This window comes from Streptomyces sp. WM6386 (assembly GCF_000972385.1).
Classification (GTDB): domain Bacteria; phylum Actinomycetota; class Actinomycetes; order Streptomycetales; family Streptomycetaceae; genus Streptomyces.
The window spans coordinates 43,942-68,041 of record NZ_JXTE01000012.1 but is presented as its reverse complement, the minus strand read 5'-3'; the positions used below and the strand labels follow the sequence as shown (position 1 = coordinate 68,041).

Below are 24,100 nucleotides of genomic sequence, written 5' to 3'. Positions count from 1 at the left end.
GCCCGGCACCGTGGATCGGGTGAAACTGACACGTCCCGCCCGCCGGGCCTCCCTCGTCGTCCATGTCACCGCCTCCGCCGGCTGGCTCGGGCTCACGCTCGGGCTGCTGGCGCTGGGGATCACCGCGACCACCACCGGGTCGGCGGTGACCGTAGAAGCCTCCGTCCGGACCATGAAGCTGTTCGCGGACTGGCTGCTGCTCCCGCTGGCGCTTCTCACGCTCCTGAGCGGCCTGTTGCTCTCGCTGGGCACGCAGTGGGGTCTGGCGCGGCATCGCTGGGTCTGGACGAAGTTCTGGCTGACCCTCGCCACGACCACCGCGACGGTCTTCGCCCTGCGCCCCGGGGTGAACTCCGCGGTCGCGGCCGTCACCGCGGGCGGACCGCTGCCCGACGCCGGCGACGTGCTGTTCGGGCCGATCGTGTCCCTGTCCGCCTACGTCTTCATGACGGTGATCTCGGTCCTCAAGCCCTGGGGCCCCACCCGACGCGGTCGCAGGCTCCGGGCGACCTCGTCCGGCCGCACGAAGATCCCAACTCCCGTTGCCTGAAGGGCCATTGACGATTCCGCCCCTTCGCGTCACGGTGGGGCACTGGAGGTCGCCCATGCCAGCACCCCGTTCCGACGCGGACCTCGTCGCGCGTGTCCACGCGCTCCGGCCGTTGATCAGCGAGCACGCGCTGCGCACCGAGGAGCAGAGGAGGGTGACCGCCGAGGTCGTCGCCGCGCTGACGGACGCCGGGGTGTACCGGATGAACGTGCCCCGGCGGTACGGCGGTTATCAGACGCGGCCGCGTACCCAGGTGGACGCGTTGGCCGAGGTCGCCGCCGCGTGCGGTTCGGCCGGGTTCACGGCGCTGATCCAGGCCGGCTGCGCCTTCATCGCCGCGCTCTTTCCCGACGAGGCGCAGGACGAGATCTTCACGAGCCCCGATGTGAGGGTCGGCGGGACTCTCATCCCGGACGCCACGGCGGTCGCGACGGACGAGGGCTATGTCGTCAACGGCACCTCGGGCTTCGCCACCGGCTGCCAGGACGCCGACTGGCATCTGCTGACGGTGCGGGTCGAGGCCGGTGAAGGGCCGCCCGAGGTGCTGTGGGCCGCCGTGCCCATGGCGGAGCTGGAGGTTCTCGACGACTGGTACGTCTCGGGGCTGGCCGGGAGCGGCAGCAACAGTGTCGTCGCCCGCGACGTCGTCGTGCCCGCGCACCGGGTCCTGCCCGTCGGGCCGCTGCTGGCGGGCGAGTTCCCCTCGAAGGCCGGCGCCGACGACCCCTTCTACCGGATGCCCGTCCTGCTGATGTTCTGTGTCTGGACCGCGTCCCACGCGCTCGGTGTGGCCCGGGGCGCCCTGGCCGAGTTCACCGAACGCATTCACCGGCGGGGCATCGCGTACACCTTCCACCAGCGGCAGCACGAGGCCGCCGTCACCCATCTCCAGTCGGCCGAGGCCGCGATGAAGGTCTCCTGCGCCGAACTGCTGACGAGCGACCTCGTCGCCCGGATCGAGGCCGGTGAGCCGTTCACGACCGAGGAGCGGGCGAAGATCCGTGCGCAGACCGGCTATGCGGCGCGGCTGGCCAAGGAGGCCGTGGATCTCGTCGCCTCCGCCTCCGGGGCCTCCTCCCTGCATCGGGAGGTGCCGATCCAGCGGGCCGTACGGGATGTGCAGGCGCTGAATCTGCATGCGTTCGTCAATCCGGCGACCAACCTGGAGCTGTACGGCCGGGTCCTTGCCGGGCTGGACCCGGGCACGCCGTTCCTCTGAGCGGAGGAGGTGATCGAGACCACAAAGGAAACGGCTCCGTTTCGATGGCGGAGGGGTATTCTGAGGTCCAGGTGAACGAAACGGTTTCGTTTAGAAGGAGCCGGCATGACCTCCGTACTCATCGCCAGCGATCAGTCCCTCCAACGCCACGGCCTGCGCATCCTGCTGGCCGCCGAGCCCGATCTGACCGTCGCCGGTGAAGCCCGCAGCGGAACCGAGGCGGTCCGGCTGGCCGCCGTGCTGCGCCCGGACGTCGTCCTGCTGGACGGCCGTATCCATGAGACGGAAGGCACCGAGGTGATCCGCCGGATCACCCGGCCCCCGGCCCTCGCCGTGTCGGACCAGCCCGTCAGCCCGGCACGCGTCCTGGTCCTCACCCCCACCAGCCACGAGGGTCACGCCTACGCCGCCCTGCGCGCCGGTGCCGGTGGCTTCCTCCCCCAGGACACCACCCCCGGCGAGCTGATCGCCGCCATCCGCGTCGTGGCCACCGGGGACTCGGTCATCACCCCTCATCTGACCCGCGCTCTCATCGACACCGTCCGGCAGTTGCAACCCCTCGGGCCCAGCGCGTCGGACGTGGGGCTCGACACCTTCACCCAGCGGGAGCGCGACGTCCTGGCCGCCGTCGCCTCCGGCTGGTCGAACGCCGAGATCGCCACGCGGCTGTCCATCGCGCCGACCACCGTCAAATCGCATGTCAGCCACATCCTCGCCAAGATCGGCGGACGGGCCCGCGTCCAGGCGGTGACCTTCGCCTACGAGTCCGGGCTGGTGCGTCCGGCGGCCTGAGAGGTTTGCCGCGCCGAGAAGTGGTCAGGCGCGTGGGATGTCCCAGGTACTCATCACAGCAGCCACTTCCGTCAGACACGTATCTGCCGACTTCCTGCGCGGTGCGCAGGGGGCGGTGTGGTGAGCCCGGCCACCGACGTCGCACCCAAGGCACCCCGGCAGGACACGGCACCGCGGACCGAGCCCGTGAAACAGCGGGACGCGTTCTTCGACAACGCCAAGTACCTGGCGATCGTGCTGGTGGCCACGGGGCACGCGTGGGAACCGCTGCGCGACGGCAGCAGAGCCGTCTCCGCGCTCTACATGCTCGTCTACGCCTTCCACATGCCCGCGTTCATCGTGATCGCCGGCTACTTCTCCCGGAGTTTCGACGCGAGCCCGCAGCGGCTCAGGCGGCTGGTGACCGGGGTCGCCGTCCCGTACATCGTCTTCGAGACGGCGTACACCTTCTACACCCGGTGGACCGACGGGGTGCCGGACCGCCCGGTCAGCCTGCAGGAGCCGCTGTATCTGACGTGGTTCCTGGCAGCCCTGTTCATCTGGCGGCTGACCACCCCGGTCTGGCGCTCCGTACGGTGGCCGCTGCCGCTCGCCCTCGCCGTCGCCATGCTGGCGACCACGGCACCGTCCATCGGCGAGGACTTCGACCTCCAGCGCACCCTGCAGTTCCTGCCGTACTTCGTGCTCGGCCTGTGTCTGAAGCCGGAACACTTCCGGCTGATCCGGCGCTGGAAGGTGCGGATCGCGGCGGTGCCGGTGTTCGTGAGCGCGCTCGCGCTGGCGTACTGGGCGGTGCCGCGAATGAGCGGCGCCTGGTTCTACCACCGGGACAGCGCCCAGGAACTCGGTGCGCCCGCCTGGTACGGCCCGTTCATGACCCTGGTCGTCTTCGCCTGCTCGATTCTGCTGGTGGCCTGTTTCCTCTCCTGGGTGCCCGGGCGGCGGATGTGGTTCACGGCGCTGGGCGCGGGCACGCTGTACGGCTATCTGCTGCACGGGTTCGTCGCCCAGGGCTCCAAGTACTGGGGCTGGTACGACCCCGCCTGGCTGTACGAGCCGCTCGGCGAGATCGTCGTCACCATCGTCGCGGCCGTGATCGTGACCGTGCTGTGCACACCGCCCGTGCGCAGGGCGTTCCGGTTCGTCATGGAGCCGGACCTGAAATGGGCCTTCCGCGGCGACCGGACCCGGGAGCGTGTCGTCCTGCGCGCATGAGGCTCAGCGCGGCGCCGGGGTGGTGGGCAACGAGGACGGCGGCCGTGAGTGCCCGCGACCGTGGGCGGCGGGGTCACCTCCGGCAGCCGGGTCTCGCCGCCCGACGGGATCGCGGTGATGATCATCACCACGGCCGCGGCCGCCGTGGCCGTGGTGATCGGTACGAGGGCCGTGAGCAGCCGGGAGCGCGGGTGCTCACGCGCCGGTTCGGGCCGTGCGGCCACCGCGGTCAGGAACGCCACGCGCTCGTCCACCGGGCAGGGCACAACTGCGCCTACCCCCACGGCCGGTCGGCACCTCTGTTTGCTACGCTCCCCGAGCCTCCCGCGGGGGAAGTCCGGTGAGAGCCCGGCGCTGACCCGCAACGGTGTGCGCGACCGTGTGTCGCGTGAGCCCGATCGCCCGTGGGTGGCGCGACCCGTTGACTGCTCGCCGAGGACTGCGAGAGGGGACCGCGCGGCCTCGGGTCGTACGGGCCGGCTCCTTGACGTTCATCAGGCGGCCCCACTCGAAGGACCGCCCCGACCGTGCGCCGAAGTCCCGCACCGAGCCGAATACCCCTGCCCCCGTTGGTGATCGGGACGGCACTGCTCCTCCTGGTGTCCCTGGTCGGCGGCGTGGGACTGGGGGCCGCCGGGATCGGCTGGGCGGAGGTCTTCCGGTTTCTGTGGGCCGGGCTGACCGGCGGGACCGTGCACGCCGACGACGTCGCCGCGTACACCATCGTCTGGGAGATCCGGCTGCCGCGGGTCGTGCTCGGTGCCGTCGTCGGGGCGGGGCTCGCGGCCGTCGGGGTGGCCGTGCAGGCGATGGTCCGCAACGCGCTCGCCGACCCCTTCGTGCTCGGCATCTCCTCCGGAGCCGCGGTGGGCGCCAACGCGGTCATCCTGCTCGGCGCGTTCGCCGGGCTCGGGATCTGGGCACTGTCGGTAGCGGCGTTCGGCTCGGCGCTCGCGGCGATGGTGCTGGTCTACGCCGCGGCCCGGTCTCCGCACGGGCTGACCCCGCTGCGGCTGGTTCTCACCGGTACGGCGTTGGCGTACGGCTTCGAGGCGGTCACCACGGTGATGGTGTTCGGCGCGGCGCGCGGTGAGGCGGCCCGGTCGGCGCTGATGTGGCTGCTCGGCAGTCTGGGCGGGGCGGCCTGGGCGCAGGTGCCGCTCGTCGCCGTGACCGTGGCGGCCGGGTGGGCGTGGTTGCGGTGGCGGGCCGAGTCGCTCAACGCGCTGGCCATGGGCGATGAGACCTCGGCCGCGCTGGGCGTCCGTCCGACTTTGCTGCGACGGGAGTTGTTCCTCGTGACCGCCGCGGTGACCGGGACCGTGGTCGCGGTCAGCGGGGCCATCGGGTTCGTCGGGCTGATGGTGCCGCATGTCGTACGGATGCTGGTCGGCGCCGACCACCGGCGGGTGCTGGCCGTGGCGCCGCTCGCCGGGGCCGTCCTGCTCGTATGGGCGGATGTGCTGTCCCGGCTGTTGCTGGCGCCCGCCGAGCTGCCCGTCGGAGTGATCACCGCCGTGGTGGGTGTGCCCGCCTTCCTGCTGCTGATGCGGCGCGGCGGCTACGCGTTCGGAGGCCGCTGACGATGAGGCTCGACATCGAGGACGTGACGGTCGAGATCGCCGGGGCCCGGATCGTGGACGACCTCCGACTGGCCGTGGACAGCGGGGCGTTCGTCGGGCTGGTCGGCCCCAACGGCAGCGGCAAGTCGACGCTGCTGCGCTGTGTGTACCGGGCACTGCGGCCCGCCGGGGGCGTAATCAGGCTCGACGGGGAGGACGTGCACACGATGCCGGCCCGGGACACCGCCCGGGTGCTGGCGGCGCTGCCGCAGGAGTCGTCGGCGGAGTTCGACTTCACCGTCGCCGAGGTGGTCGCCATGGGACGGCTGCCGCACCGGGACCGTACGGCCGCCTCCGATGCGGAGATCTGCGCGGAGGCCATGCGGCGCACCGGTGTGGAGCACCTCGCCGAGCGCGGGTTCCTCGCCCTGTCCGGCGGTGAGAAGCAACGCGTCCTGATCGCCCGCGCCCTCGCCCAGCGGCCCCGGGTGCTCGTCCTCGACGAACCCACCAACCACCTCGACATCGCCCACCAGTTGGACGTGCTGTCCCTGGTGCGCGCCAGCGGCGTCACCGTGCTCACCGCCCTGCACGACCTCAACCTGGCCGCCGCGCACTGCGATGTCCTGTACGTGATCCAGGGCGGCCGGGTCGTCGCGTCCGGAACGCCGCACGACGTGCTTCAACCGGCCCTGCTCGCCAAGGTGTTCGGGGTGCGCGCGCATCCCGTACGCCATCCGGAGACAGGCGCCCTCCAGCTTCTTTTCGACCTGCTCCCGCAGAAACCGTGAGGACCCCCATGCGCAAACTGCTCGCCGCCGCCCTGTGTCTCGCCGCGACCGCCACCGGATGCGGCGCGTCGGTGGAGACGACGTCGAAGGACGCCAAGTCCTCGTCGGTCACCCTCACCAACTGCGGCCAGAAGGTGACGTTCGACAAGGTCCCCGAGCGCGTCGTCACCAACGACGTCGGGATCACCGAGCTGATGTTCGCGCTCGGTCTGCAGGACCGGATGGCCGGGTTCGCCATGCCCGACGACAAGGGTGACCTCGGCGGTGTCCCGTGGAAGGACGGCTACGACAAGGTCAGGTGGCTCTCCAAGGACCAGCTCACCAAGGAGAACGTCCTCGACGCCCGCGGCGACATGGTCTTCGCGGGCTGGAACTACGGCTTCCGCGAGGACGCCGGCTTCACCCCCGACGCCCTGAAGAAGCTCGGCATCCCCTCGTACATCCTCACCGAGTCCTGCCGCAACGGCCGGACGAAGACCTCACGCGGCATCATGCCGCCGCTTCAGGCCCTCTACACCGACCTCACCAACCTCGGGAAGCTGTTCGGCGTCGAGAAGCGCGCGGCCACGCTGATCTCCGGGTTCAGGAAGGAGGTCGCAGCCGTCCATGCCGAGGCGCCGGCGAAGAAGCCGACGGTGTTCCTCTACGACAGCGGCCAGGACCAGCCCTTCACCTCCGGCCGTTACGCCGCCCCCGACCAGATCATCAGCGAGGCCGGCGGCGTCAACGTCATGCACGACGTGCAGGACTCCTGGACCACGGTCGGCTGGGAGAGCGTGGTCCAGCGGAACCCCGACGTCATCGTGATCTGCGACTACGGCGACGTCAGCGCGGAGCAGAAGAAGAAGTTCCTGCTTTCCTACGCCCCGCTGCGCAATGTCTCCGCCGTCAAGCACCGGCGGATCTTCACGCTCGACTACGTCGACCTGGTCGAGAGCCCGCGCAATCCCTCGGCGATCGCCCGGCTCGGCGCGTATCTGCGGACGGCCGGCTGACCGCGCCTCGGCGAGGCCCGCTTGCCGGCCGAACACGCCGCAACTGTGCGGCTTTCAGGTCCGGTTCACGTTGCGGGTGGATCCTCACATCGGACTGCGCACCGTGTCTCACGGGCGCCGGTACAGGGCGGGGTCGGGGTGCGGGGTGAACCCGAGCTCGCGGTAGAGCGGTTCGCCCTCGACGGAGGCGTACAGGTCCACGCGCGCGACCTCGCGGTCCCGGAACCAGTCGAGCAGTCCTCGCATGATCGCGCGACTGTGCCCGCGCCGCCGGTGGGCGGGGTCGGTGATCACGCCGATGACCTGCCCGATCCGGCCGTTGTGCAGATGCGGCCCTGGCAGCCGTTGCTCGATGGTGCCGATCCCGCAGGCGGCGAGGCCGCCGTCGGCGCCGTCCACGACCAGGATGAGTACGCCGTCCGCGGTCAGCTGTTCCTTGAGCACCACGGCCAGGGCGTCCAGCCAGCCGTCGTCCGCCGCCGCGGGGTCGAAGAAGTCGCCTCCGAGGTGCTCGAACAGCAGCGTCCGCAGGCGGACGAGTTCGACGAGGTCGTACTCCACGGCCTGCCGTACCTCGGATACGGCCTGCCGTACGTCGGATCGGGGTCCGGTGCGTTGTTCCATGACCATGACCCTGATGTAATGACCTTATGCACCTCAACCCTTACGGCGAGGATGCCGTGAAGCTGGCCGCCGACCTGGCCAACCGCCGCCCGGCGGACGCCTGCGAGCTCACCGACCGCTGCCGTGCCGCCGGACTGGTGGTGGAAGGTCCGGCCACGCCGGAGGACCTGGAGCGCACGGGAGAGGTGCTGGACGCGTGGGAGAAGGTCGTCGACACCACGGACGAGCACGAGCGCGCCGAGCTGGTCAACCGGATGCTGGCCGCGGCCGCCGCCTACCCGCGGATGACCAACCACGTCGGCACCGGCTGGCATCTGCACTACCGCGACGCGGGACAGCCGCTCGGCGGCGTGCTGTTCTCCCTGATCGCCGTGGGCACCGCACTCCACCTGGCGGGACGCGGCGTGCACCGCCTCAGACGCTGCGCCGTGACGGAGTGCACCACGATCTTCGCCGACACCTCACGCACGGGCAGACAGCGCTACTGCTCCCCACGTTGCGCCAACCGCGACGCCGTCCGCCGCCACCGGGCACGCGTCGCCTAGGGGTACCGAACAACCGTCGGCCGCGGTGCGAGCGAGCGCACCGCGGCCGGACAGGTCGCAGAGGATCAGTCCTGGACGGGCTTGCCCCGGCCCCACGCCCAGGCGAGGCGGTCCGCGCCGGACTGGTTGGTGGTGGCCAGCCAGGGCTTGGCCGGGGTGCCGGTCAGCTTCTGGACCGAGTACGTGTCGTCGGTCCGCAGGCCCGGCCAGTACACGGAGCCCATCTTCAGCTCGCGGAAGGTGTCGGTGACGGCCTGGATGAAGTTGACGTAGTTGTCGTCCGGGGTCGGCACGTTGTAGTTCAGGCCGGTCGTCATCGGGGCGCCGAACTCGTCCGCCACGGTCCGGTTCGCGCAGTCACCGATGCGCACCTTGAGGTCGGCGACCCACTCCTCGTAGGTGGCGTACGACTTCCAGAAGCCGTAGTGGTGCAGCGACAGGTACGTGCCCTTGAGGCGCGGGTCGGCGCAGACCGAGGTGACGTGGTCGTTGTAGCCGGCGCCGCTGACGAAGACCCGGTTGCGCGGCACCTTCGAGTAGGTCTGGAGCCACTTCGCCGCTATGTCGGCCCACTCGGTGTCGGTGTAGCCGTGGGGCTCGTTCATCGGCTCGAAGTAGACCTTCGAGTTGTTCTTGTAGGCCTTCACCACGGTGTCCCACATGGGCCAGTAGGTGGCGGTGTCGTCGATGTAGCCGTCCTTGCGCTCCCCCGTGCCCTCCCAGTAGGACACGATGACCTTGAAGCCCTGCGCCGTCGCCGCGTCGATGACACCGCGGTACGACTTCCAGTAGGAGCCGTTGACGGTGTACGGATTGATCGGCAGCCGGACGGTGTTGGCGCCGAGGTTCGCGCGGAACGCCGCGATGATCCGGCTCGACTTGGTGTACGTCTCCCGGTAGCCGTCCGAGGTCGACAGGCCGGACAGCTGGAGCAGGTCGTCGGCGAAGTTGTCGCGGGGGTCGGCCCAGTTGACGCCCTTGAACTGGGTGGTGTCGGTGCTCGGCGCGGCGGAGGCCGGGCTGCCCGCCAGGGTGGCGCCGGTGACGGCGGCGACCGCGACCGCGGCGAAGGTGGCGCGGAGTCGGGGGGCGAGGCGGGTGCTGACAGGGGTCTTGCGCATCGACGTGCCCTTCCAGGACGACAGCATGTTTACGTAAACATGACGGCGCCGGAATCGTGACATCCGCCCCAACGGCCGTCAAGGTTTCCCACACGTAACATCCGATGCGGCGCGCAACAGCGCTCACACCGGGATCGAAGGAGGCACCAGTGGTGGAACGGGGTGGCTCCGACGTGCCCGGCGGGCGCCGTAAGCAGCGGGTGTCCATGGCCGACGTCGCCCAGCTCGCGGGCGTCTCGTCCCAGACCGTCTCGCGGGTCGCCAACGGTCATCCCGGGGTGATCGCCTCGACGCGCGAGCAGGTGCTCGCGGCGATGCGGGAGCTGGGCTACCGGCCCAACAGCGCGGCCCGCGCCCTGCGCTACGGCCAGTTCAACACCATCGGCGTGATCCTCTTCAGCCTCTCCTCCACCGGCAACAGCCGTACCGTGGAGGCGATCGCCACCCACGCGGCGGCCGAGGGCTACGCGATCACCCTGATCCCCATCGACGTCCCGACGCAGGACAATGTGCTGGGGGCCTTCACGCGCATGGGCGAGCTGGCCGTCGACGCCGTCATCGTCATCATGGAGATCCGTCTCCTGGACGCCGGCACCGTCCAACTCCCGCCCGGCGTCCACGCCGTGGTCGTGGACTCCGACGCCGGCGACCGCTACACCGTGGTCGACACCGACCAGGCGGACGGTGCGCGCAAGGCCGTACAACATCTGCTCGACCTGGGCCATCGCACCGTATGGCATGTCACCGGTCCGCAGACCTCCTTCTCCGGTCAGCGCCGGACCCAGGCGTGGCGCACGGTGCTGGCGGAGGCCGGACGTCCGGTGCCACCGGCGCTGCACGGCGACTGGTCGGCCGAGTCGGGGTACGCGGCCGGACTCACGCTCGCCGAACAGCCCGACTGCACGGCCGTGTTCGCGGCCAACGACCAGATGGCGCTGGGGCTGCTGCGCGCCTTCCACGAGCGTGGCCGCGCCGTCCCCGACGACATCAGCGTGGTCGGCTTCGACGACATCCCCGAGGCCGCGTTCTTCGTGCCGCCCCTGACCACCGTCCACCAGGACTTCGCCGAGGTGGGCCACCGCTGTGTGCAGAAGGCGCTCCAGCAGATCCGCACCCGGGACGACTCCCGGCCGGGCACCGACCTGGTCCCGACCCGGTTGGTGCTCAGACAGAGCACCGCACCCCCACGAGGCTGACTGTCACTCGTCGTGGGGCTGTGAGGGCCCGGCCGAACGGGGCCGGGCCCCACGGTTCAGGCGGTGTGCAGCGTCAGGCCGTACCGGTTGAGGATCTCGTTGACGGGCTGGAACCAGGTCTCGCCCCCACCGCTGCAGTTGCCCCAGCCGCCGGAGGTGACACCCTGTGCCTGGTCGCCGCTGATGAACGAGCCGCCGGAGTCGCCGGGTTCGGCGCAGACGCTGGTCTTGGTCATCTGGTGCACGGCGCCCTGGCTGTAGTTGACGGTCTCGTTCGTCGCGAGGACTGTGCCGCAGTGCCAGTGGGTGGTCGAACCCGAGCGGCAGATCGAGGAGCCGACCGGCGCCACGTTCGAGCCGCGCACGAGCCGGTCGGAGACGGTGCCCCAACCGAGCACGACCGGCACCGTCCACCAGCCGCTGCCCACGTTGACCCAGGCGTAGTCGTTGTCCGGGAAGGACGAGCCCTGGAAGTTGCCGATGTAGCTGCGGTCCCAGCCGTAGACGGCGGCGGACGGCTGCCCGCAGTGCCCGGCGGTGATGAACCCGCCGTACACCGAGAACCCTATGGAGCAGCGGACGTTGCCGGTGTAGTAGGGGTCGCCGCCGACGGTTCCGGCGGCAAAAGTCTGGGGTGCGGCGGAGACGTGCCGGACGGTGACGGGGCCCGCGCGGTGGGCCCGGGCCGTGAACTGCCGGACATCGTTGTCCGCTTGCTCGCTCGCGACGACGTTCACGACGACCGTGCTCGCCTTGAAGTCAACGTGCCAGCTGCTCACTCCCGCGGGTGCGGGCAGTTTGTCGAGCCGTGCCCGGGCGGCGGCCAGTTCGCGCGCGCTGTACGTGACAGTGCGGACGGCGGCGCCCGTGGCCCGTACGTCCCGGAGGGTCGCCGGCGTCGCGTCCGGGGTGAGGCCGACGGTCAGCCGGCCGGCGGTGGCGTCGAACCAGGTGCCGCCGAAGGAAGTCCCGGCGGCCCGGCGGGCCTTGGGCTCCAGGGCCGTGGCCCGACGCTCGGCGGCGAGCCTCTCCTCGGCCTCGGCCTTCGAGAGGTTCAGGTCGCGCTGCATGGCGGTAAGGAGACCGGCGGAGGCGGGTGCCTGCGCGGCGGAATCGCCGGCCGAGGCGGGGGCGGCGCCCGCGGCGAGGCCGACGCCGAGCGTGAGCAGCACGGCCAGAGCGGCATGCGTGAATCCGGTGCGTCTCATGGGGGTTGCCCTTCGTCGTTCCAGTGGAGTGGGGTGGAACCGCAGGAGCAGTGGATCTCTGAGAGCGCTCTCAGGGGTGTGGCGCGGCAGAGCCTAGCGGCCGATCATGAACAGGTCCATACCAACGGACGGCCCGCTTGGGACTGCACCCTCCCGGTCAACTGGCCGGGTTTCGGCCATGGTTGTGCCGCACCGACGTACGCTGCTTCAAGATCCGCCGCGGTGCGGACTCCCCCTGACAGGAGGCCCGATGGGTTTGGCGGAAGCGGTCGTGGTTCGGCCGGTGGCGGAGCTGCTCGCGGAGAACGCCGTACGGTACGGCGGGAAGCTCGCGTTCGCCGACGACCGGCGCGGTGTCAGCTGGGCCGAACTGGACCGTCGGACCGCCCGGTTGGCGGCCGGACTCGGGGTCGAGCGCGGTGCCCGGGTGGCGTTCTGCCTGGACAACAGTGTGGAGCTGGTCGAGGGACTGCTGGCCACCGTCCGGGCCGCGGCCATCGGTGTACCGCTGCCTCCGCGCGCCACCCATGCCGAACTCGCGTACCTGCTGGCCGACTGTGATCCGGCCGTGGTCGTCACCGATCAGCGGCGTCTGCCGCGCATCGCCGGGATGGTCGCCGGACGATCGGTGCGGCTGGTGGTGACCGGCGAGGGCGAGGTGCCGGAGGATGCCTCGCACATCGACGAACTCATCGCCGGGGGCGCGCACTTGGCCGGGGGTGACTTCAAGGCAGGGGGCAGTTTCGGGGCCGGGGATGGTTTCAAGGCCGGGGGAAGGCTCGGGGCCGAGGGCAGCCTCGAAGCCGGGGGCGGCCTCGGAGCCGGGGGCAGTCTCGGAGCCGAGGGCGGCCTCGAAGCCCGGGACAGTCTTGCGGCCGCGGGCGGCCTCGGAGCCGAAGGCAGTCTCGGAGCCGAAGGCAGTCTCGAAGCCGGGGGCAGTCTCGAAGCCGGGGGCGGTCTCGGGGCCGAAGGTCCGGTCGCTCCCCGCGATGATCTCGGGCTGGATGAACCGGCCTGGCTGCTCTACACCTCCGGCACCTCCGGGACACCGACGGCGGCCGTGTCCAGCCAGCGGTCCGCGCTCTGGTCCTCGTTCGCCTGCTATCTGCCTCGGCTGGGGCTCACGGACACGGACCGTGTGCTCTGGCCGCTGCCGCTGGCCCACACCTACGCCCACTCCCTCTGTGTGCTGGGCACGACCGTGGCCGGGGCGAGCGCGCGGATCACCTCGGCGCCGGACCCGGCCCGACTGGTCCGGCTGATCGGCGAGTTCGAGCCGACCGTGCTGGGTGGCGTGCCGCTCACCTTCCGGCAGCTGCTCGACAGCGGCCTGGGCGCGGTGCCCACGCTGCGGGTGTGCGTCACCGCGGGCGCACCGAGCGACGCGGATCTACGGGAAGAGGTCGAGCAGCGGTTCGGCGCACCGCTCCTGGACGGCTACGGCTCCACCGAGACCTGCGGCAAGATCGCCATGGAGGCGTTGAACGGGCCGCGGGCACGGGGCGGCAGCGGGACTCCGGTGCCCGGCATGGAGGTCCGCCTGGTCGACCCCGACAGCGGGCTGGACGCGGTCGGCGACGAGGACTCGGTCGGCGGCGAGGGTGAGATCTGGGTGCGCGGCCCCGGTGTCATGCTCGGCTACCACAACCGGCCCGAGGCGAGCGCCGATGCCGTGCGCGACGGCTGGTACCGCACAGGCGACCTGGGCCGGCTCGGAGGGGACGGCGGTCTGACCGTCACCGGCCGGCTGGGCGACCGGATCGTGCGCGGCGGCGAGAACGTCGACCCGGCCGAGGTCGAGCGGGTGCTGCGCGCTCTGCCCGGGGTGCGGGACGCGGCCGTGGTGGCACGGGAGCATCCGCTGCTCGGCGAGGTCCCGGTGGCGTTCGTGGTGCCGGCGGAGCAGTCGCTCGACCCGGCCGATCTGCTGCGGGGATGCGCCGAGGTGCTCTCGGCGCACAAGGTGCCCGAGGAGGTCCTGTTCACGCCGGCCGTCCCGCGCACGGCGGCGGGCAAGCCCCGGCGGGCGGTGCTGCGCGAGACGCTCGCCGAGCGCCCGCCGGCACCGGAACTGGCGCGGCTGGCCGGTCTCACGGCCGGTGAACGACGCACCGCGCTCACGGAGTTGGTGTGCGCCCAGGCCGAGGCGATCCGGGGCACGGCGGCCGATCCCGGCACCGCGTTCGCCGATCTCGGCCTGACCTCGCTGGACGCCATGACCCTGTGGCACCGGCTCAGTCTGCGCACCGGCCTGCGGCTGCCGGCCACGCTGGTCTGGGACCATCCGAACCCGGCCGCGGTCGCCGCCTACCTGGACAGCCGGATGAGCGGTGACACCACCGCTCCCGCGTCCTCACCCGCTCCCGCGACGGCCGCTCCCCGCCGCGGCCCGGAGGCCGAACCGGTGGCGATCGTGGCCGTCGGCTGCCGTTACCCGGGCGGCGTGAGCTCCCCCGAGGACCTGTGGCGGCTGGTCTCCGAGGGCGTGGACGCCACCGGCGACTTCCCCACCGACCGCGGCTGGGACATCGACACCCTCGTCCATCCCGACCCCGACCGGCTGGGCACGACCTACACCCGGCGCGGCGGCTTCCTGGACGGTGTGGCCGACTTCGACCCGCTGTTCTTCGGCATCTCCCCGCGCGAGGCGCTGGCCACGGACCCCCAGCACCGGCTGCTCCTCGAGGTCGCCTGGGAGACGCTGGAACGCGCCGGCATCCCCGCGCCGTCGCTGCGCGGCTCCAGTACCGGGGTGTACGTCGGTCTGATGCACGCCGGTTACGGCACCGGCCTTTCGCCGCACGAGCTGGAGTCGCACATCGGCATCGGGTCGTCGGGCAGTGTGGCCTCGGGCCGGATCTCCTACGTCCTGGGCCTGCGCGGTCCGACGATGACCGTCGACACGGCCTGTTCGTCGTCGCTGGTCGCGATGGACCTGGCGGCCAGGGCGCTGCGGGCGGGCGAGTGCACGCTCGCGCTGGCCGGTGGGGTCACGGTGCTGTCGAGCCCGCAGCCGTTCATCGCGTTCAGCCGGCAGCGCGCTCTGTCGGCGGACGGCCGGTGCCGGTCGTTCGCGGCGGACGCGGAAGGCACCGCGTGGGCCGAAGGCGTCGGGCTGGTGCTGTTGGAGAAGCTGTCGGACGCCCGGCGCAACGGCCATCCGGTGCTGGCCGTGCTGCGCGGGTCCGCGGTGAACTCCGACGGCGCGTCCAACGGGCTGACGGCCCCCAACGGCGAGGCGCAGCGCGAGCTGATCCGGCTGACGCTGGCCGACGCGGGCCTCGGCCCGGCCGACGTGGACGCGGTCGAGGGGCATGGCACGGGCACCGCTCTCGGCGACCCGATCGAGGCGGGTGCCGTACTGGCCACCTACGGGCAAGGCCGTGACCGGGCCGACCCGTTGTGGCTGGGCTCGGTCAAGTCGAACCTCGGGCACTCGCAGGCCGCGGCCGGGGTGGCCGGCGTGATCAAGATGATCGAGGCGATGCACCACGGCGAACTGCCCCGCTCGCTGTACGCGGAGCGGCCGTCGCCGCACGTGGACTGGTCCGCGGGAGCGGTGCGACTGCTCGACCGGGCGCGGCCGTGGCCGCGGCGCGACCGGCCGCGCCGGGCGGCGGTCTCCTCGTTCGGCATCGGGGGCACCAACGCGCATGTGATCATCGAGCAGCCCTCGGAGTCGGACGGCACAGCCGAGGCCACGCGTCGACTGCCCGTGGCCTCCTGGCTGGTGAGCGGCGGCGACGCGGCCGGTCTCCGGGCCCACGCCGGGAAACTCGCGGCGACACTGGCGGACACGGACGCCGCCTCGGACGCGACCGGAGAAGCCGCGCTGGACATCGCGTATTCACTGGCGGCCACCAGGGCTCCCCTGCCTCACCGCGCGGCCGTACTGGGCTCCGACGCCTCCGAACTGATCGCCGGTCTACGGCGGTTGGCGGCCGGCGAGGACGGTCCGGCGCTGCTCAGGAACACCGTGCGTGGCACCCCCGGGCTGGCGCTGCTCTGCGCCGGCCAGGGCACGCAGCGGGCCGGGATGGGCCGCGAACTCGCCGCGAGGTTCCCGGTGTTCGACGCGGCGTTCTCCGAAGTGTGCGAGTGGTTCGGGCCGTTGCTGGACCGGCCGCTGCGGGAAGTGATCGACGATCCCGACAGCGACCTGCTGGACCGCACCGACTACGCGCAACCCGCGCTGTTCGCCTTCGAGGTCGCCCTGCACACCTTGCTCGGCGACTGGGGCGTACGACCGGACTACCTGGTCGGTCACTCGATCGGCGAACTGACGGCCGCGTATCTCGCCGGGGTGTTCTCGCTCGGCGACGCGGTCCGGCTGGTCGCCGCGCGCGGGCGGTTGATGGCCGCGCTGCCCGCCGGTGGCGCGATGATCGCGGTGCGGGCACCGGAGGCCGAGGTGGCACGCCGGCTCGGCGAGGCGCGCGGCCGCGTGACGATCGCCGCGGTCAACGGGCCGACGTCCGTCGTGGTGTCCGGTGACGAGGACGCGGTGACCGCGCTGGCCGACTCGCTCGGCGGCCGGAGCACCCGGTTGCGGGTGAGCCACGCCTTCCACTCGCCGCTGCTCGACCCGATGCTGGCCGAGTTCCGGGCGGTCGCCGAGACCGTGAGCTACCACCGGCCGTCGGTACCGGTGGTGTCCACGGTGACCGGCCGCCCCGAGCCCGAGGCGCTCGCCACCGCCGACTACTGGGTACGGCAGGTGCGCGAGACCGTCCGGTTCGCCGACGCGGTGAACTGGCTGGCGCAGGCGGGCGTGACGGCGTTCGTCGAGGCCGGTCCGGCCGCCGCGCTCAGTGTGGCGGCCGAGGACTGTCTCGCCCCGGACGCGGGCGCGGTGTTCACGCCGTGCGCCGACGCACGCGGCGCACTCGCGGGGCTGGCCGCGCTCCATGTGCACGGCGTCCCGGTCGACTGGCGGTCGGTGTACGCGGACAGCGGTGCCCGTCGCCGCCCGCTGCCCACCTACCCGTTCCAGCGGCAGCGCTACTGGCTGGACGCGGTACGGCACACCGCCCCGGCCGGGCATCCGCTGCTGGGCGAGCCGCAGCCGGACGCCGACGGACCCGGCGTGCGGCACGCCGGGGTGCTTTCCGTCGTACGCCAGTCCTGGCTCGCCGACCATGCGATCGGCGGCCGGGTCCTGGTGCCCGCGGCGGCGTTCGCCGAGCTGGTCTGCCACGCGGCCGGGACATCGGGTCCGGTCCGGCTGACCGAACTGGCCTTCCGGGAGCCGCTGGTCCTGCCGGAGTCGGAGCCGGTGCGCCTTCAGGTCGTCACCGACGGTCCGGACGAGGCGGGGAACCGGCCGGTCACCGTCTGGGCCCGGGCGGGCGACACGTGGACGCGGCACGCCACCGCGACCATCGCCCCGGCCGCCGCGGCGCCCGTCGTTCCGCGCGGGACATGGCCGCCCACCGGTGCCGAGCCGCTGCCGGTCGACTACGACCGGCTCGCCGCGCACGGCCACCACTACGGTCCGGCCTTCCGCGCGGTGACGGCGCTGTGGCGCCGGGGGACGTCCCTGTTCGCCGAACTGGCCCTGCCGCCCCGGGAAGCGGCGACCGCCGGCTCGTACACCCTGCATCCCGCACTCCTCGACGCGGCGCTGCACGCCGCCCTTGTGGCCGAAGGCCCGGGCGAGGCGCGGGTCCCGCTCACCTGCGCCGGACTGACGGTCCACGCCACCGGCGCCACCTCCGCCCGGGCCCAGCTGGAGCGGCTCGGCCCGGACGAGTTCCGGGTCGCTCTCACGGACCACGCCGGACAGCCGATCGCCACGGTCGAGTCCCTGGTAACGCGCGTCCTGCCCGCCCAACGCCCCGCTGTCGAGGCCGAGTTGTACCGCCTGGCATGGCGGCCCGGCACGGCGGGCGGCGACGGCGACACGCGGCACGAACTGCTCGACCTGACGGGACCGGACACGGCAACCGCCCTGCCCGAGCGGGCACTGACGCTGCTCACCGCCACGCTCACGGGCGTGCGGGACTGGATCGCCGACGCGCGGCCGGGGCGGCTCCTGGTGCTCACCCACAACGCCACCGGAGACGATCCCGACCCGGCGGCGGCCGCGGTCGCCGGACTCCTCCGCAGCGCCCAGTCCGAGCACCCCGGCCGGATCGTGCTGGTCGACCGCCGCGATGGCCCCGCGTCCCCGGCGGACCTCGACGCGGCACTGCGCACCGGCGAACCCCAGGTGGCCGTTCAGGACGGCGTCGTCCTCGCGCCCCGGCTGACCGCGGTGCGGCCCCAGGCGGCGGCACCCGCCCTCGATCCCGAAGGGACGGTACTGATCACCGGCGGCACCGGTGCGCTCGGCGCGAGCCTCGCCCGGTACCTGGTGGCCGAACACGGGGTCCGCCACCTGCTGTTGGTGAACCGCAGCGGTCGTACGCCGGCATGGGCCGCCGAACTCGACGCGACCGTGCGCACGACGGCCTGCGAGGTCAGCGACCGCGCCGCCGTGGACACCCTGGTCGCGTCCTGTCGGCCGGCGCTGACGGCGGTGTTCCATCTCTCCGGCATCGTGGACGACGGCGTCGTGGACGGCCTGACCCCGCAGCGGTTGGCGGCCGTGCTCGCGCCGAAGGCGGACGCCGCCTGGCATCTGCACGAGGCCACCAAGGATCTCGGGCTGTCCGCGTTCGTGCTCTACTCCTCGGCCGCGGGCGTGCTGGGCCGCCCCGGACAGGCCAACTACGCGGCGGCCAACGGCTTTCTCGACGCGCTCGCCCGGCATCGCGTCGCCCAGGGCCTGCCCGCGCAGGCCCTGGCCTGGGGCCCGTGGATCACCGCCGGGGACGACGGCATGGCGGCCCAGGTCCCGGCGCACCGACTCGGCGACGGCGGTGTCCTGTCGGTGGACGAGGAGGAGGGCATCGCTCTGCTCGACCGGGCGCTGCGGACCCCGGAGCCGGTGCTGGTGCCGATCCCTCTGAACCTGAGGGCGCTCGGCGGTCCGGCCACCCCGCCGGTCCTCACGGACCTGGTGCCGAAGCGTCCGGCCGTCGCCCCGACCGCCGCCGCGCAGGCTCCCGGCGCCTGGCGGGAGCGGCTCGCCTCCGTTCCGGCACATGAGCGGGAGCACGTGCTGGTCGACCTGATCCGCGCCGAATTCGCGCTGCTGCTGGGCTTCGAGGACCCGGCCGCGCTCCCCACCGATCGCGCCTTCGGGGAGCTGGGCTTCGACTCGCTGATGGCGGTGCAGTTCCGCAACCGGCTCAGCGCGTTCACGCGCGTGCGGCTGGCGTCCACGATCGTGTTCGACCATCCGACGCTGCATTCGCTGGCCGCGCATGTCCACGACACCCTGCGCGAAGCTCTTCCGGACGCAGAGGCCGAACCCGGGAGCGGTGCCGAAGGCGGGGACGAGCCATCCTCCTACCGCTTCGGCCCCCTGTACCACCAGGTCCTGCGCGAGCGCGGCCCTCTGGAGGCGATGGGGCTGCGCTACCTGGCGTCCCACGCCCTCCCGTCCTTCACCGCCGCCGAGCGCGGCCGGTACGCGGTCGATCCGGTCCGGCTGGCGCGGGGTGCGGGCACCACGCTGGCGTACATCCCGGACTACCTCACGCCGTACCATCGCGTCCCCGCCGGTCTGGCCAAGCAGTTCGACGGCGAGCGCGACCTGTTCCTGCTGGAGCACCCCGGTCTCGGCGCCCGCAAGGCCGTGCCCGACAACGCGGCCGCGGTCGTGCGGACGCATGTCGACGCGGTGGGCGCTCTGTCGTCCCAGGGGCCGGTCGTCCTCGTGGGCTACTGCGCCGGGGGCGCGATCGCGCACGCCGTGGCGCGGGAGCTCGCCCGGTCGGGGCGGCCGCCGGCCGGGCTGATCCTGCTCGACGCCCATGCGGGTGTGCTGCGCCGGGACGACGAACGGGCGCTGGCCCTGATGACGGCCGGCGCGGAGCTGCCGGACGACGTCGTCGCCGAGTTCGAGGACTCGTTGCTGATCGCCGGCGGGGGCTACGCGCGCGTGCTGGAGAACTGGGACCCCGAACCGTCACCGGTTCCGACTCTCCTGGTGCGGGGCCGGCCGACCGCGCAGATGCGCCGCATCGACCCCGACGGGGAGTGGCTGCCGCGCTGGCCTCTGCCGCACGACACCGCGGACGTCCCCGGCGACCACTACACCCTCGTCCACCACGACGCCGACACCACGGCCGCGGCGATGCGCGCCTGGCTGACGGCATGATCCGCCGACATCGCACCAGGGAAACAGGAGTTGCCGTATGACCCGGGAGTACGACCTGATCGTCGTCGGCGGCGGTCCCGCGGGATCGACCGCCGCGACCGTCGTGGCCAAGCGCGGACACCGGGTCCTGCTGCTGGAGCGGGAGACCTTCCCGCGCTACCAGATCGGCGAGTCGCTCCTGCCCGCCACGGTCCACGGCCTGTGCCGCATCCTCGGTGTCGCCGACGAGGTGCAGCAGGCCGGCTTCACCCTCAAGCGCGGCGGCACGCTGCGCTGGGGCCGTGACCCCGAGCCGTGGCAGTTCTCCTTCGCCATGACTCCGCGTGTGCCCGAGCCCACCGCGACGGCCTTCCAGGTGGAGCGCTCACGGTTCGACGAGATCCTGCTGCGCGGTGCCCGGCGGGCCGGCGTCGAGGTCCGCGAGGGCAGTCCGGTGCGGCGCGTCGTCGCCGACGACGAGCGGGTGCGGGGCGTCGAGTACACCGACGCCGACGGCACCTCCCGTACGGCATACGCCCCTTACGTCATCGACGCGTCCGGGAACACCAGCCGGCTCCACGGCGGGGTCGGTGGCGGGCGCGTGTACTCCGACTTCTTCCGCAACCTCGCCGTGTTCGGCTACTTCGCGGGCGGGGCCCGGCTGCCCGAGCCGAACAGCGGCAACATCTTCTGCGCCGCGTTCGACGCCGGCTGGCTCTGGTACATCCCGCTGCGCGACGACCTGACGAGTGTCGGCGCGGTGATCTCCCCCGAGCACACGCCGGCCGTCCAGCGCGACGCTCGGGCCGCGTGGCGGGACATGATCGCGGCCTGTCCCGAGGTGAGCCGGCTGGTGGCGGGCGTACCGGAGGCGACCGAGCGGCCGTACGACCAGGTGCGGGTGCGCAAGGACTGGTCGTACTGGAAGAAGTCCTTCTGGACTCCGGGCATGGCGCTGGTCGGCGACGCCGCGTGCTTCGTGGACCCGGTGCTGTCCTCCGGCGTCCATCTGGCCACCTACGGTGCCCTGCTCGCCGCCCGTTCGGTGAACTCCGCGCTGGACGGCAGCGTGTCCGAGGAACGGGGCTTCGCCGAGTTCGAGGCCCGCTACCGCCGCGAGTACCGCGTGTTCTACGACTTCCTGATCTCCTTCTACGACATGGAGCGCAACGAGAACTCTTACTTCTGGTCGGCGAAGAAGATCACCGAGGTGGAGCTCGGCGAGGCCGCCGCGTTCGCCGAACTGGCGGGCGGACTGGTGTCCGGCGACACCGCGGTGGTCCATACGGGCTGGCACACCGCGGCGGCCCAACTCGACAGCGCGGTGGGGAAGTTGGCGGCCTCTGACGGCCGCATCAACCCGCTGCTGTCCGCCCCGGTCGTCGGTGAGACCTTCCGGACCGGCAACGACCTTCAGGAGCAGGCCCTTTACGGCGGCCCGCTCGACGACCCCGGTCCGGCCGACCCCGACGGCCTGGCCGTCACGCCGGACGGCCTGGCCTGGGTCAAGGCGTGACCGCCAGTTCCCCCAGCAGCTTCCAGGTGCGGCGCCGGTCCTCCTCGCCGCCCAGGTCCGTCGCGGTGAACACCACCTCCGTCGCCCCGGCCTCCCGGTAGCGGCGCACCTCGGCGGCGACGGTCTCCTCGTCGCCGATGACGGCCAGGTCGGCGGCGCGGGCGGCACCGGAGAGGCCGATGACCCGGAACTCGCGGAGCCGGGCGATCGGGCGCTCGTACGGGATGCCGAAGCCGGTCTCGGTCAGATGCCTGGTGCCGAGGGCGAGCCCGAGGTGGTACCGGCCTCCGGTGGCGGCCTGGGCCGTCTGCGCCTGGCTCGAGACGAGCAGCGGATGGCGGCCGAAGACGGGGATCGCGGCGGTCCCGACATGCAGTCGGGGCACCTCGCGGCCGACGATCGCGGCGAGCGAGGGCGAGTCGTACCCGAAGGTCTGCCCGAACCACGCGGAACGCAGCCCGAACTCATGGGCCTCCCGGGCGAGTTGCACCGTGCGATCGATCCGGTACTGGACAGGGAGTGCTACGCCGATGGTCATACCCCGGGCAACCGGCGGGCGCGGGAGGGGCATTCCCGCTCGCACATGACAAGCATGTGACAGCGCTCGTTGACCTTGCCCCGAGGGGAGCCTCCAGCATCGGTTTCAGGGATCGGACGGGCGAGGAGGCGCGGGTGCTGGTGGACGTACGGCCGTTGCGCGGGGGCGCCTTCAGACGCCTGTGGGCGGCCGGCCTCGTGACCGGTCTGGGAGCTCAGCTCACCGCGGTCGTGGTGCCGTTGCAGCTCTACGGCTTCACCGGGTCGTCCGCCTACGTCGGACTGGCCGGGTTGGTGGGCTTCGCGCCGATGGCCGCGGCCGCGCTGTGGGGAGGTGCGCTGGCCGACGTGCGGGACCGGCGGCGGGTACTGCTGGTGACGACGGCCGGGATCGGTGTGACCTCGCTGCTGCTGTGGGCCCAGGCCCGCGCGGGCCTGCGGTCGGTCGGTGTGCTGCTGGTGCTGGTGGGTGTACAGCAGGCCCTGTTCGGCGCCAATGCCGCGGTGGGGCGGGCGGTCGTTCCCCGTCTGGTGCCGCCCGAGTCGCTGGCCGCCGCCAACGCGCTGCAGTCGACGGTCGTCATGTCCGCCGGGATCGCGGGTCCGTTGCTGGCCGGCGTACTGCTGCCGGTGGTGGGTGCGCGGACGCTGTATCTGGCGGATGCCGTCGCCGTCTGCGCGACGGTGTGGGCGGTGTGGCGGCTGCCACCGCTCCCTGCCCTGGGCTGCGCCGGGAAGCGGGCCGGTGTCCGGGAGATCGCTGACGGCTTTCGGTTCGTGGCGCGGCGTCAGGTACTGCTGCTGGTGTATCTCGCCGACTTCGCCGCGCTGTTCCTGGGGTTGCCCACCGCTCTCTTCCCGCAGCTGGCCCAGGAGACCTTCCAGCCGTCGGACATCGGCGTTCTGTACGCCGCCCTCTCGGCGGGCGGGGTGCTGGCCGGACTCTTCTCCGGGGCCTTCACCCGCGTGGGCCGGCACGGCGTCGCGGTCGCGGTCTCGGTGGGCGTCTGGGGGCTGGCCGTCGCGGGGTTCGGAGTGGCCGGCTCGCTGGTCGCGGCGGCCGGCTGGCTGGCCCTGGCGGGCGGCGCACTTCTCGTGCTCGGCGTCTTTCGTCGGACGGTTCTGCAGACGGCCGTGCCGGACGGGATGCGGGGCCGGCTCCAGGGGATCGACACGGTGGTGGCGGCGGGCGGGCCGCGGTTGGGCGACCTGGCACACGGTGTGGCGGGGGCCACGTTCGGGGCCGGCTGGGCCGTCACCGGGGGTGGGCTTCTGACGGTGTCGGTCGCGATCGTGCTGCTCCTGCTCTTTCTCAGGTGACGTGTGCCGTGGCACCTCATGGCACCTCCTAACGCCACTGTGACGCCATTCCGCGCCCGCGAGGACATCTGAGCACGCATGGCACCACCGCCAGCCAGATAGGCATCACCGCGTTTTCGCAGGTCGGAGCAGCCAGCCCCCGAGGTGACACCACTGGCGCCACTCCATGGCTTGCACATGGCGCCATCGTGGTGCCATGATGGCGTCATGGACCTCACCCCGTATGTCGACAGCCTCCGCCGCGAACTCGCGGTGGCCGCCGAAGCCGGTGGCGACGAAGCCCGCGAGCTGGCGGAGCGACTTACCGCTCCCCTGGAGTCGGCGACTCGGCTGACCATGCTCAACGTGCTCTCCGCCGCGATGGACGAGATCACCCGCGATCTCGCTCCCGGCTCGGTCGACGTACGGCTGCGCGGGCTCGACCCCGATTTCGTGGTGACACCGCCGCCCACCTACGGCGGCGCCCCCGCGGAGCCGGCCACGCCCGCCGAACCGCTCAGGACCCCGACCGACGGAGACGAGGGCGGTACCGCCCGCATCAATCTGCGGCTGCCGGCCCACCTCAAGACACGCGCCGAGGAGGCCGCGAGCCGCGAGGGCCTGTCGGTCAACGCGTGGCTGGTGCGCGCCGTGTCGTACGCGGTCGACGGCGGCACCCGGCCACGTACGCCGGAGAAGACCCAGACCCTCGGACAGAGCTTCACGGGCTGGGTGCGCTGAC

At 72.3% G+C, this 24,100-nt stretch carries 17 protein-coding genes and 1 riboswitch; of the genes, 13 read left to right on the top strand and 4 right to left on the bottom strand.

Annotation, left to right across the window (positions count from 1 at the left end):
• Positions 1-19: 19 nt before the first annotated feature.
• The 7 genes from TN53_RS10020 (at position 20) to TN53_RS09990 (ending at position 7,124) form a co-directional block, all read left to right on the top strand.
• Positions 20-550 (top strand): hypothetical protein, encoded by a 531-nt coding sequence (locus TN53_RS10020; RefSeq protein ID WP_046258101.1) that lies wholly within the window; start codon positions 20-22, stop codon positions 548-550.
• Between the two features lie 55 nt (positions 551-605).
• Positions 606-1,769 carry an acyl-CoA dehydrogenase family protein gene (locus TN53_RS10015; protein ID WP_095046407.1) on the top strand — a complete coding sequence of 388 codons (1,164 nt, stop codon included), beginning with the start codon at positions 606-608 and terminating at the stop codon, positions 1,767-1,769.
• Between the two features lie 105 nt (positions 1,770-1,874).
• Positions 1,875-2,561, top strand: coding sequence for a LuxR C-terminal-related transcriptional regulator (locus TN53_RS10010; protein WP_046258100.1), 687 nt, complete (start codon positions 1,875-1,877; stop codon positions 2,559-2,561).
• Between the two features lie 120 nt (positions 2,562-2,681).
• Positions 2,682-3,776, top strand: coding sequence for an acyltransferase family protein (locus TN53_RS10005; RefSeq protein WP_234441540.1), 1,095 nt, complete (start codon positions 2,682-2,684; stop codon positions 3,774-3,776).
• 329 nt (positions 3,777-4,105) lie between these two features.
• Positions 4,106-4,180: riboswitch (cobalamin riboswitch) on the top strand.
• A 123-nt stretch (positions 4,181-4,303) separates the two neighbouring features.
• Positions 4,304-5,359 carry a FecCD family ABC transporter permease gene (locus TN53_RS10000; protein WP_046258099.1) on the top strand — a complete coding sequence of 352 codons (1,056 nt, stop codon included), beginning with the start codon at positions 4,304-4,306 and terminating at the stop codon, positions 5,357-5,359.
• 2 nt (positions 5,360-5,361) lie between these two features.
• Entirely contained in the window at positions 5,362-6,129 is a 768-nt protein-coding gene (locus TN53_RS09995) for an ABC transporter ATP-binding protein (protein ID WP_046258098.1), read from the top strand.
• Between the two features lie 8 nt (positions 6,130-6,137).
• On the top strand, positions 6,138-7,124 hold the full coding sequence (locus TN53_RS09990; RefSeq protein WP_046258097.1) for an ABC transporter substrate-binding protein: 987 nt from the start codon (positions 6,138-6,140) through the stop codon (positions 7,122-7,124).
• 108 nt (positions 7,125-7,232) lie between these two features.
• Here TN53_RS09990 and TN53_RS09985 read toward each other — a convergent pair whose 3' ends face one another.
• On the bottom strand, positions 7,233-7,748 hold the full coding sequence (locus TN53_RS09985) for a GNAT family N-acetyltransferase (protein ID WP_046258163.1): 516 nt from the start codon (positions 7,746-7,748) through the stop codon (positions 7,233-7,235).
• Between the two features lie 26 nt (positions 7,749-7,774).
• Here TN53_RS09985 and TN53_RS09980 point away from each other — a divergent pair, with 26 nt between their 5' ends.
• Positions 7,775-8,293, top strand: coding sequence for a CGNR zinc finger domain-containing protein (locus TN53_RS09980; protein ID WP_046258096.1), 519 nt, complete (start codon positions 7,775-7,777; stop codon positions 8,291-8,293).
• A gap of 65 nt (positions 8,294-8,358) precedes the next feature.
• Here the strand turns inward: TN53_RS09980 and TN53_RS09975 are convergent, their stop codons facing one another.
• Positions 8,359-9,414 (bottom strand): glycoside hydrolase family 5 protein, encoded by a 1,056-nt coding sequence (locus TN53_RS09975; RefSeq protein WP_046258162.1) that lies wholly within the window; start codon positions 9,412-9,414, stop codon positions 8,359-8,361.
• Between the two features lie 149 nt (positions 9,415-9,563).
• Here TN53_RS09975 and TN53_RS09970 point away from each other — a divergent pair, with 149 nt between their 5' ends.
• Complete coding sequence (locus TN53_RS09970) at positions 9,564-10,610, top strand: LacI family DNA-binding transcriptional regulator (RefSeq protein ID WP_046258095.1); 1,047 nt, start codon at positions 9,564-9,566, stop codon at positions 10,608-10,610.
• 56 nt (positions 10,611-10,666) lie between these two features.
• Here TN53_RS09970 and TN53_RS09965 read toward each other — a convergent pair whose 3' ends face one another.
• Positions 10,667-11,818: a S1 family peptidase gene (locus TN53_RS09965; protein ID WP_046258094.1), complete on the bottom strand. Its 1,152-nt coding sequence runs from the start codon at positions 11,816-11,818 to the stop codon at positions 10,667-10,669.
• Positions 11,819-12,068: 250 nt separating this feature from the next.
• On the opposite strand from TN53_RS09965, the gene TN53_RS09960 reads away from it, so the two are divergent.
• Positions 12,069-20,027 carry a type I polyketide synthase gene (locus TN53_RS09960; protein ID WP_052745165.1) on the top strand — a complete coding sequence of 2,653 codons (7,959 nt, stop codon included), beginning with the start codon at positions 12,069-12,071 and terminating at the stop codon, positions 20,025-20,027.
• A gap of 37 nt (positions 20,028-20,064) precedes the next feature.
• Positions 20,065-21,522: a tryptophan 7-halogenase gene (locus tag TN53_RS09955; RefSeq protein WP_046258093.1), complete on the top strand. Its 1,458-nt coding sequence runs from the start codon at positions 20,065-20,067 to the stop codon at positions 21,520-21,522.
• On the opposite strand, the gene TN53_RS09950 is transcribed toward TN53_RS09955, so the two are convergent.
• Positions 21,512-22,060 (bottom strand): LLM class flavin-dependent oxidoreductase, encoded by a 549-nt coding sequence (locus TN53_RS09950; RefSeq protein WP_046258092.1) that lies wholly within the window; start codon positions 22,058-22,060, stop codon positions 21,512-21,514. The genes TN53_RS09955 and TN53_RS09950 overlap by 11 nt on opposite strands.
• Positions 22,061-22,194: 134 nt before the next feature.
• Here TN53_RS09950 and TN53_RS09945 point away from each other — a divergent pair, with 134 nt between their 5' ends.
• Together TN53_RS09945 and TN53_RS09940 are read left to right on the top strand one after the other, a co-directional pair.
• Complete coding sequence (locus tag TN53_RS09945; RefSeq protein WP_052745164.1) at positions 22,195-23,379, top strand: MFS transporter; 1,185 nt, start codon at positions 22,195-22,197, stop codon at positions 23,377-23,379.
• Positions 23,380-23,586: 207 nt separating this feature from the next.
• Positions 23,587-24,099 (top strand): toxin-antitoxin system HicB family antitoxin, encoded by a 513-nt coding sequence (locus TN53_RS09940; RefSeq protein ID WP_046258091.1) that lies wholly within the window; start codon positions 23,587-23,589, stop codon positions 24,097-24,099.
• Position 24,100: the final 1 nt, after the last annotated feature.

Coding starts and splice junctions, on each gene's coding strand:
- TN53_RS10015 (WP_095046407.1), top strand. CDS start 606: ATGCCAGCACCCCGTTCCGACGCGGACCTCGTCGCGCGTGTCCACGCG.
- TN53_RS10010 (WP_046258100.1), top strand. CDS start 1,875: ATGACCTCCGTACTCATCGCCAGCGATCAGTCCCTCCAACGCCACGGC.
- TN53_RS09995 (WP_046258098.1), top strand. CDS start 5,362: ATGAGGCTCGACATCGAGGACGTGACGGTCGAGATCGCCGGGGCCCGG.
- TN53_RS09990 (WP_046258097.1), top strand. CDS start 6,138: ATGCGCAAACTGCTCGCCGCCGCCCTGTGTCTCGCCGCGACCGCCACC.
- TN53_RS09985 (WP_046258163.1), bottom strand. CDS start 7,748: ATGGAACAACGCACCGGACCCCGATCCGACGTACGGCAGGCCGTATCC.
- TN53_RS09980 (WP_046258096.1), top strand. CDS start 7,775: ATGCACCTCAACCCTTACGGCGAGGATGCCGTGAAGCTGGCCGCCGAC.
- TN53_RS09975 (WP_046258162.1), bottom strand. CDS start 9,414: ATGCGCAAGACCCCTGTCAGCACCCGCCTCGCCCCCCGACTCCGCGCC.
- TN53_RS09965 (WP_046258094.1), bottom strand. CDS start 11,818: ATGAGACGCACCGGATTCACGCATGCCGCTCTGGCCGTGCTGCTCACG.
- TN53_RS09960 (WP_052745165.1), top strand. CDS start 12,069: ATGGGTTTGGCGGAAGCGGTCGTGGTTCGGCCGGTGGCGGAGCTGCTC.
- TN53_RS09955 (WP_046258093.1), top strand. CDS start 20,065: ATGACCCGGGAGTACGACCTGATCGTCGTCGGCGGCGGTCCCGCGGGA.
- TN53_RS09950 (WP_046258092.1), bottom strand. CDS start 22,060: ATGACCATCGGCGTAGCACTCCCTGTCCAGTACCGGATCGATCGCACG.
- TN53_RS09940 (WP_046258091.1), top strand. CDS start 23,587: ATGGACCTCACCCCGTATGTCGACAGCCTCCGCCGCGAACTCGCGGTG.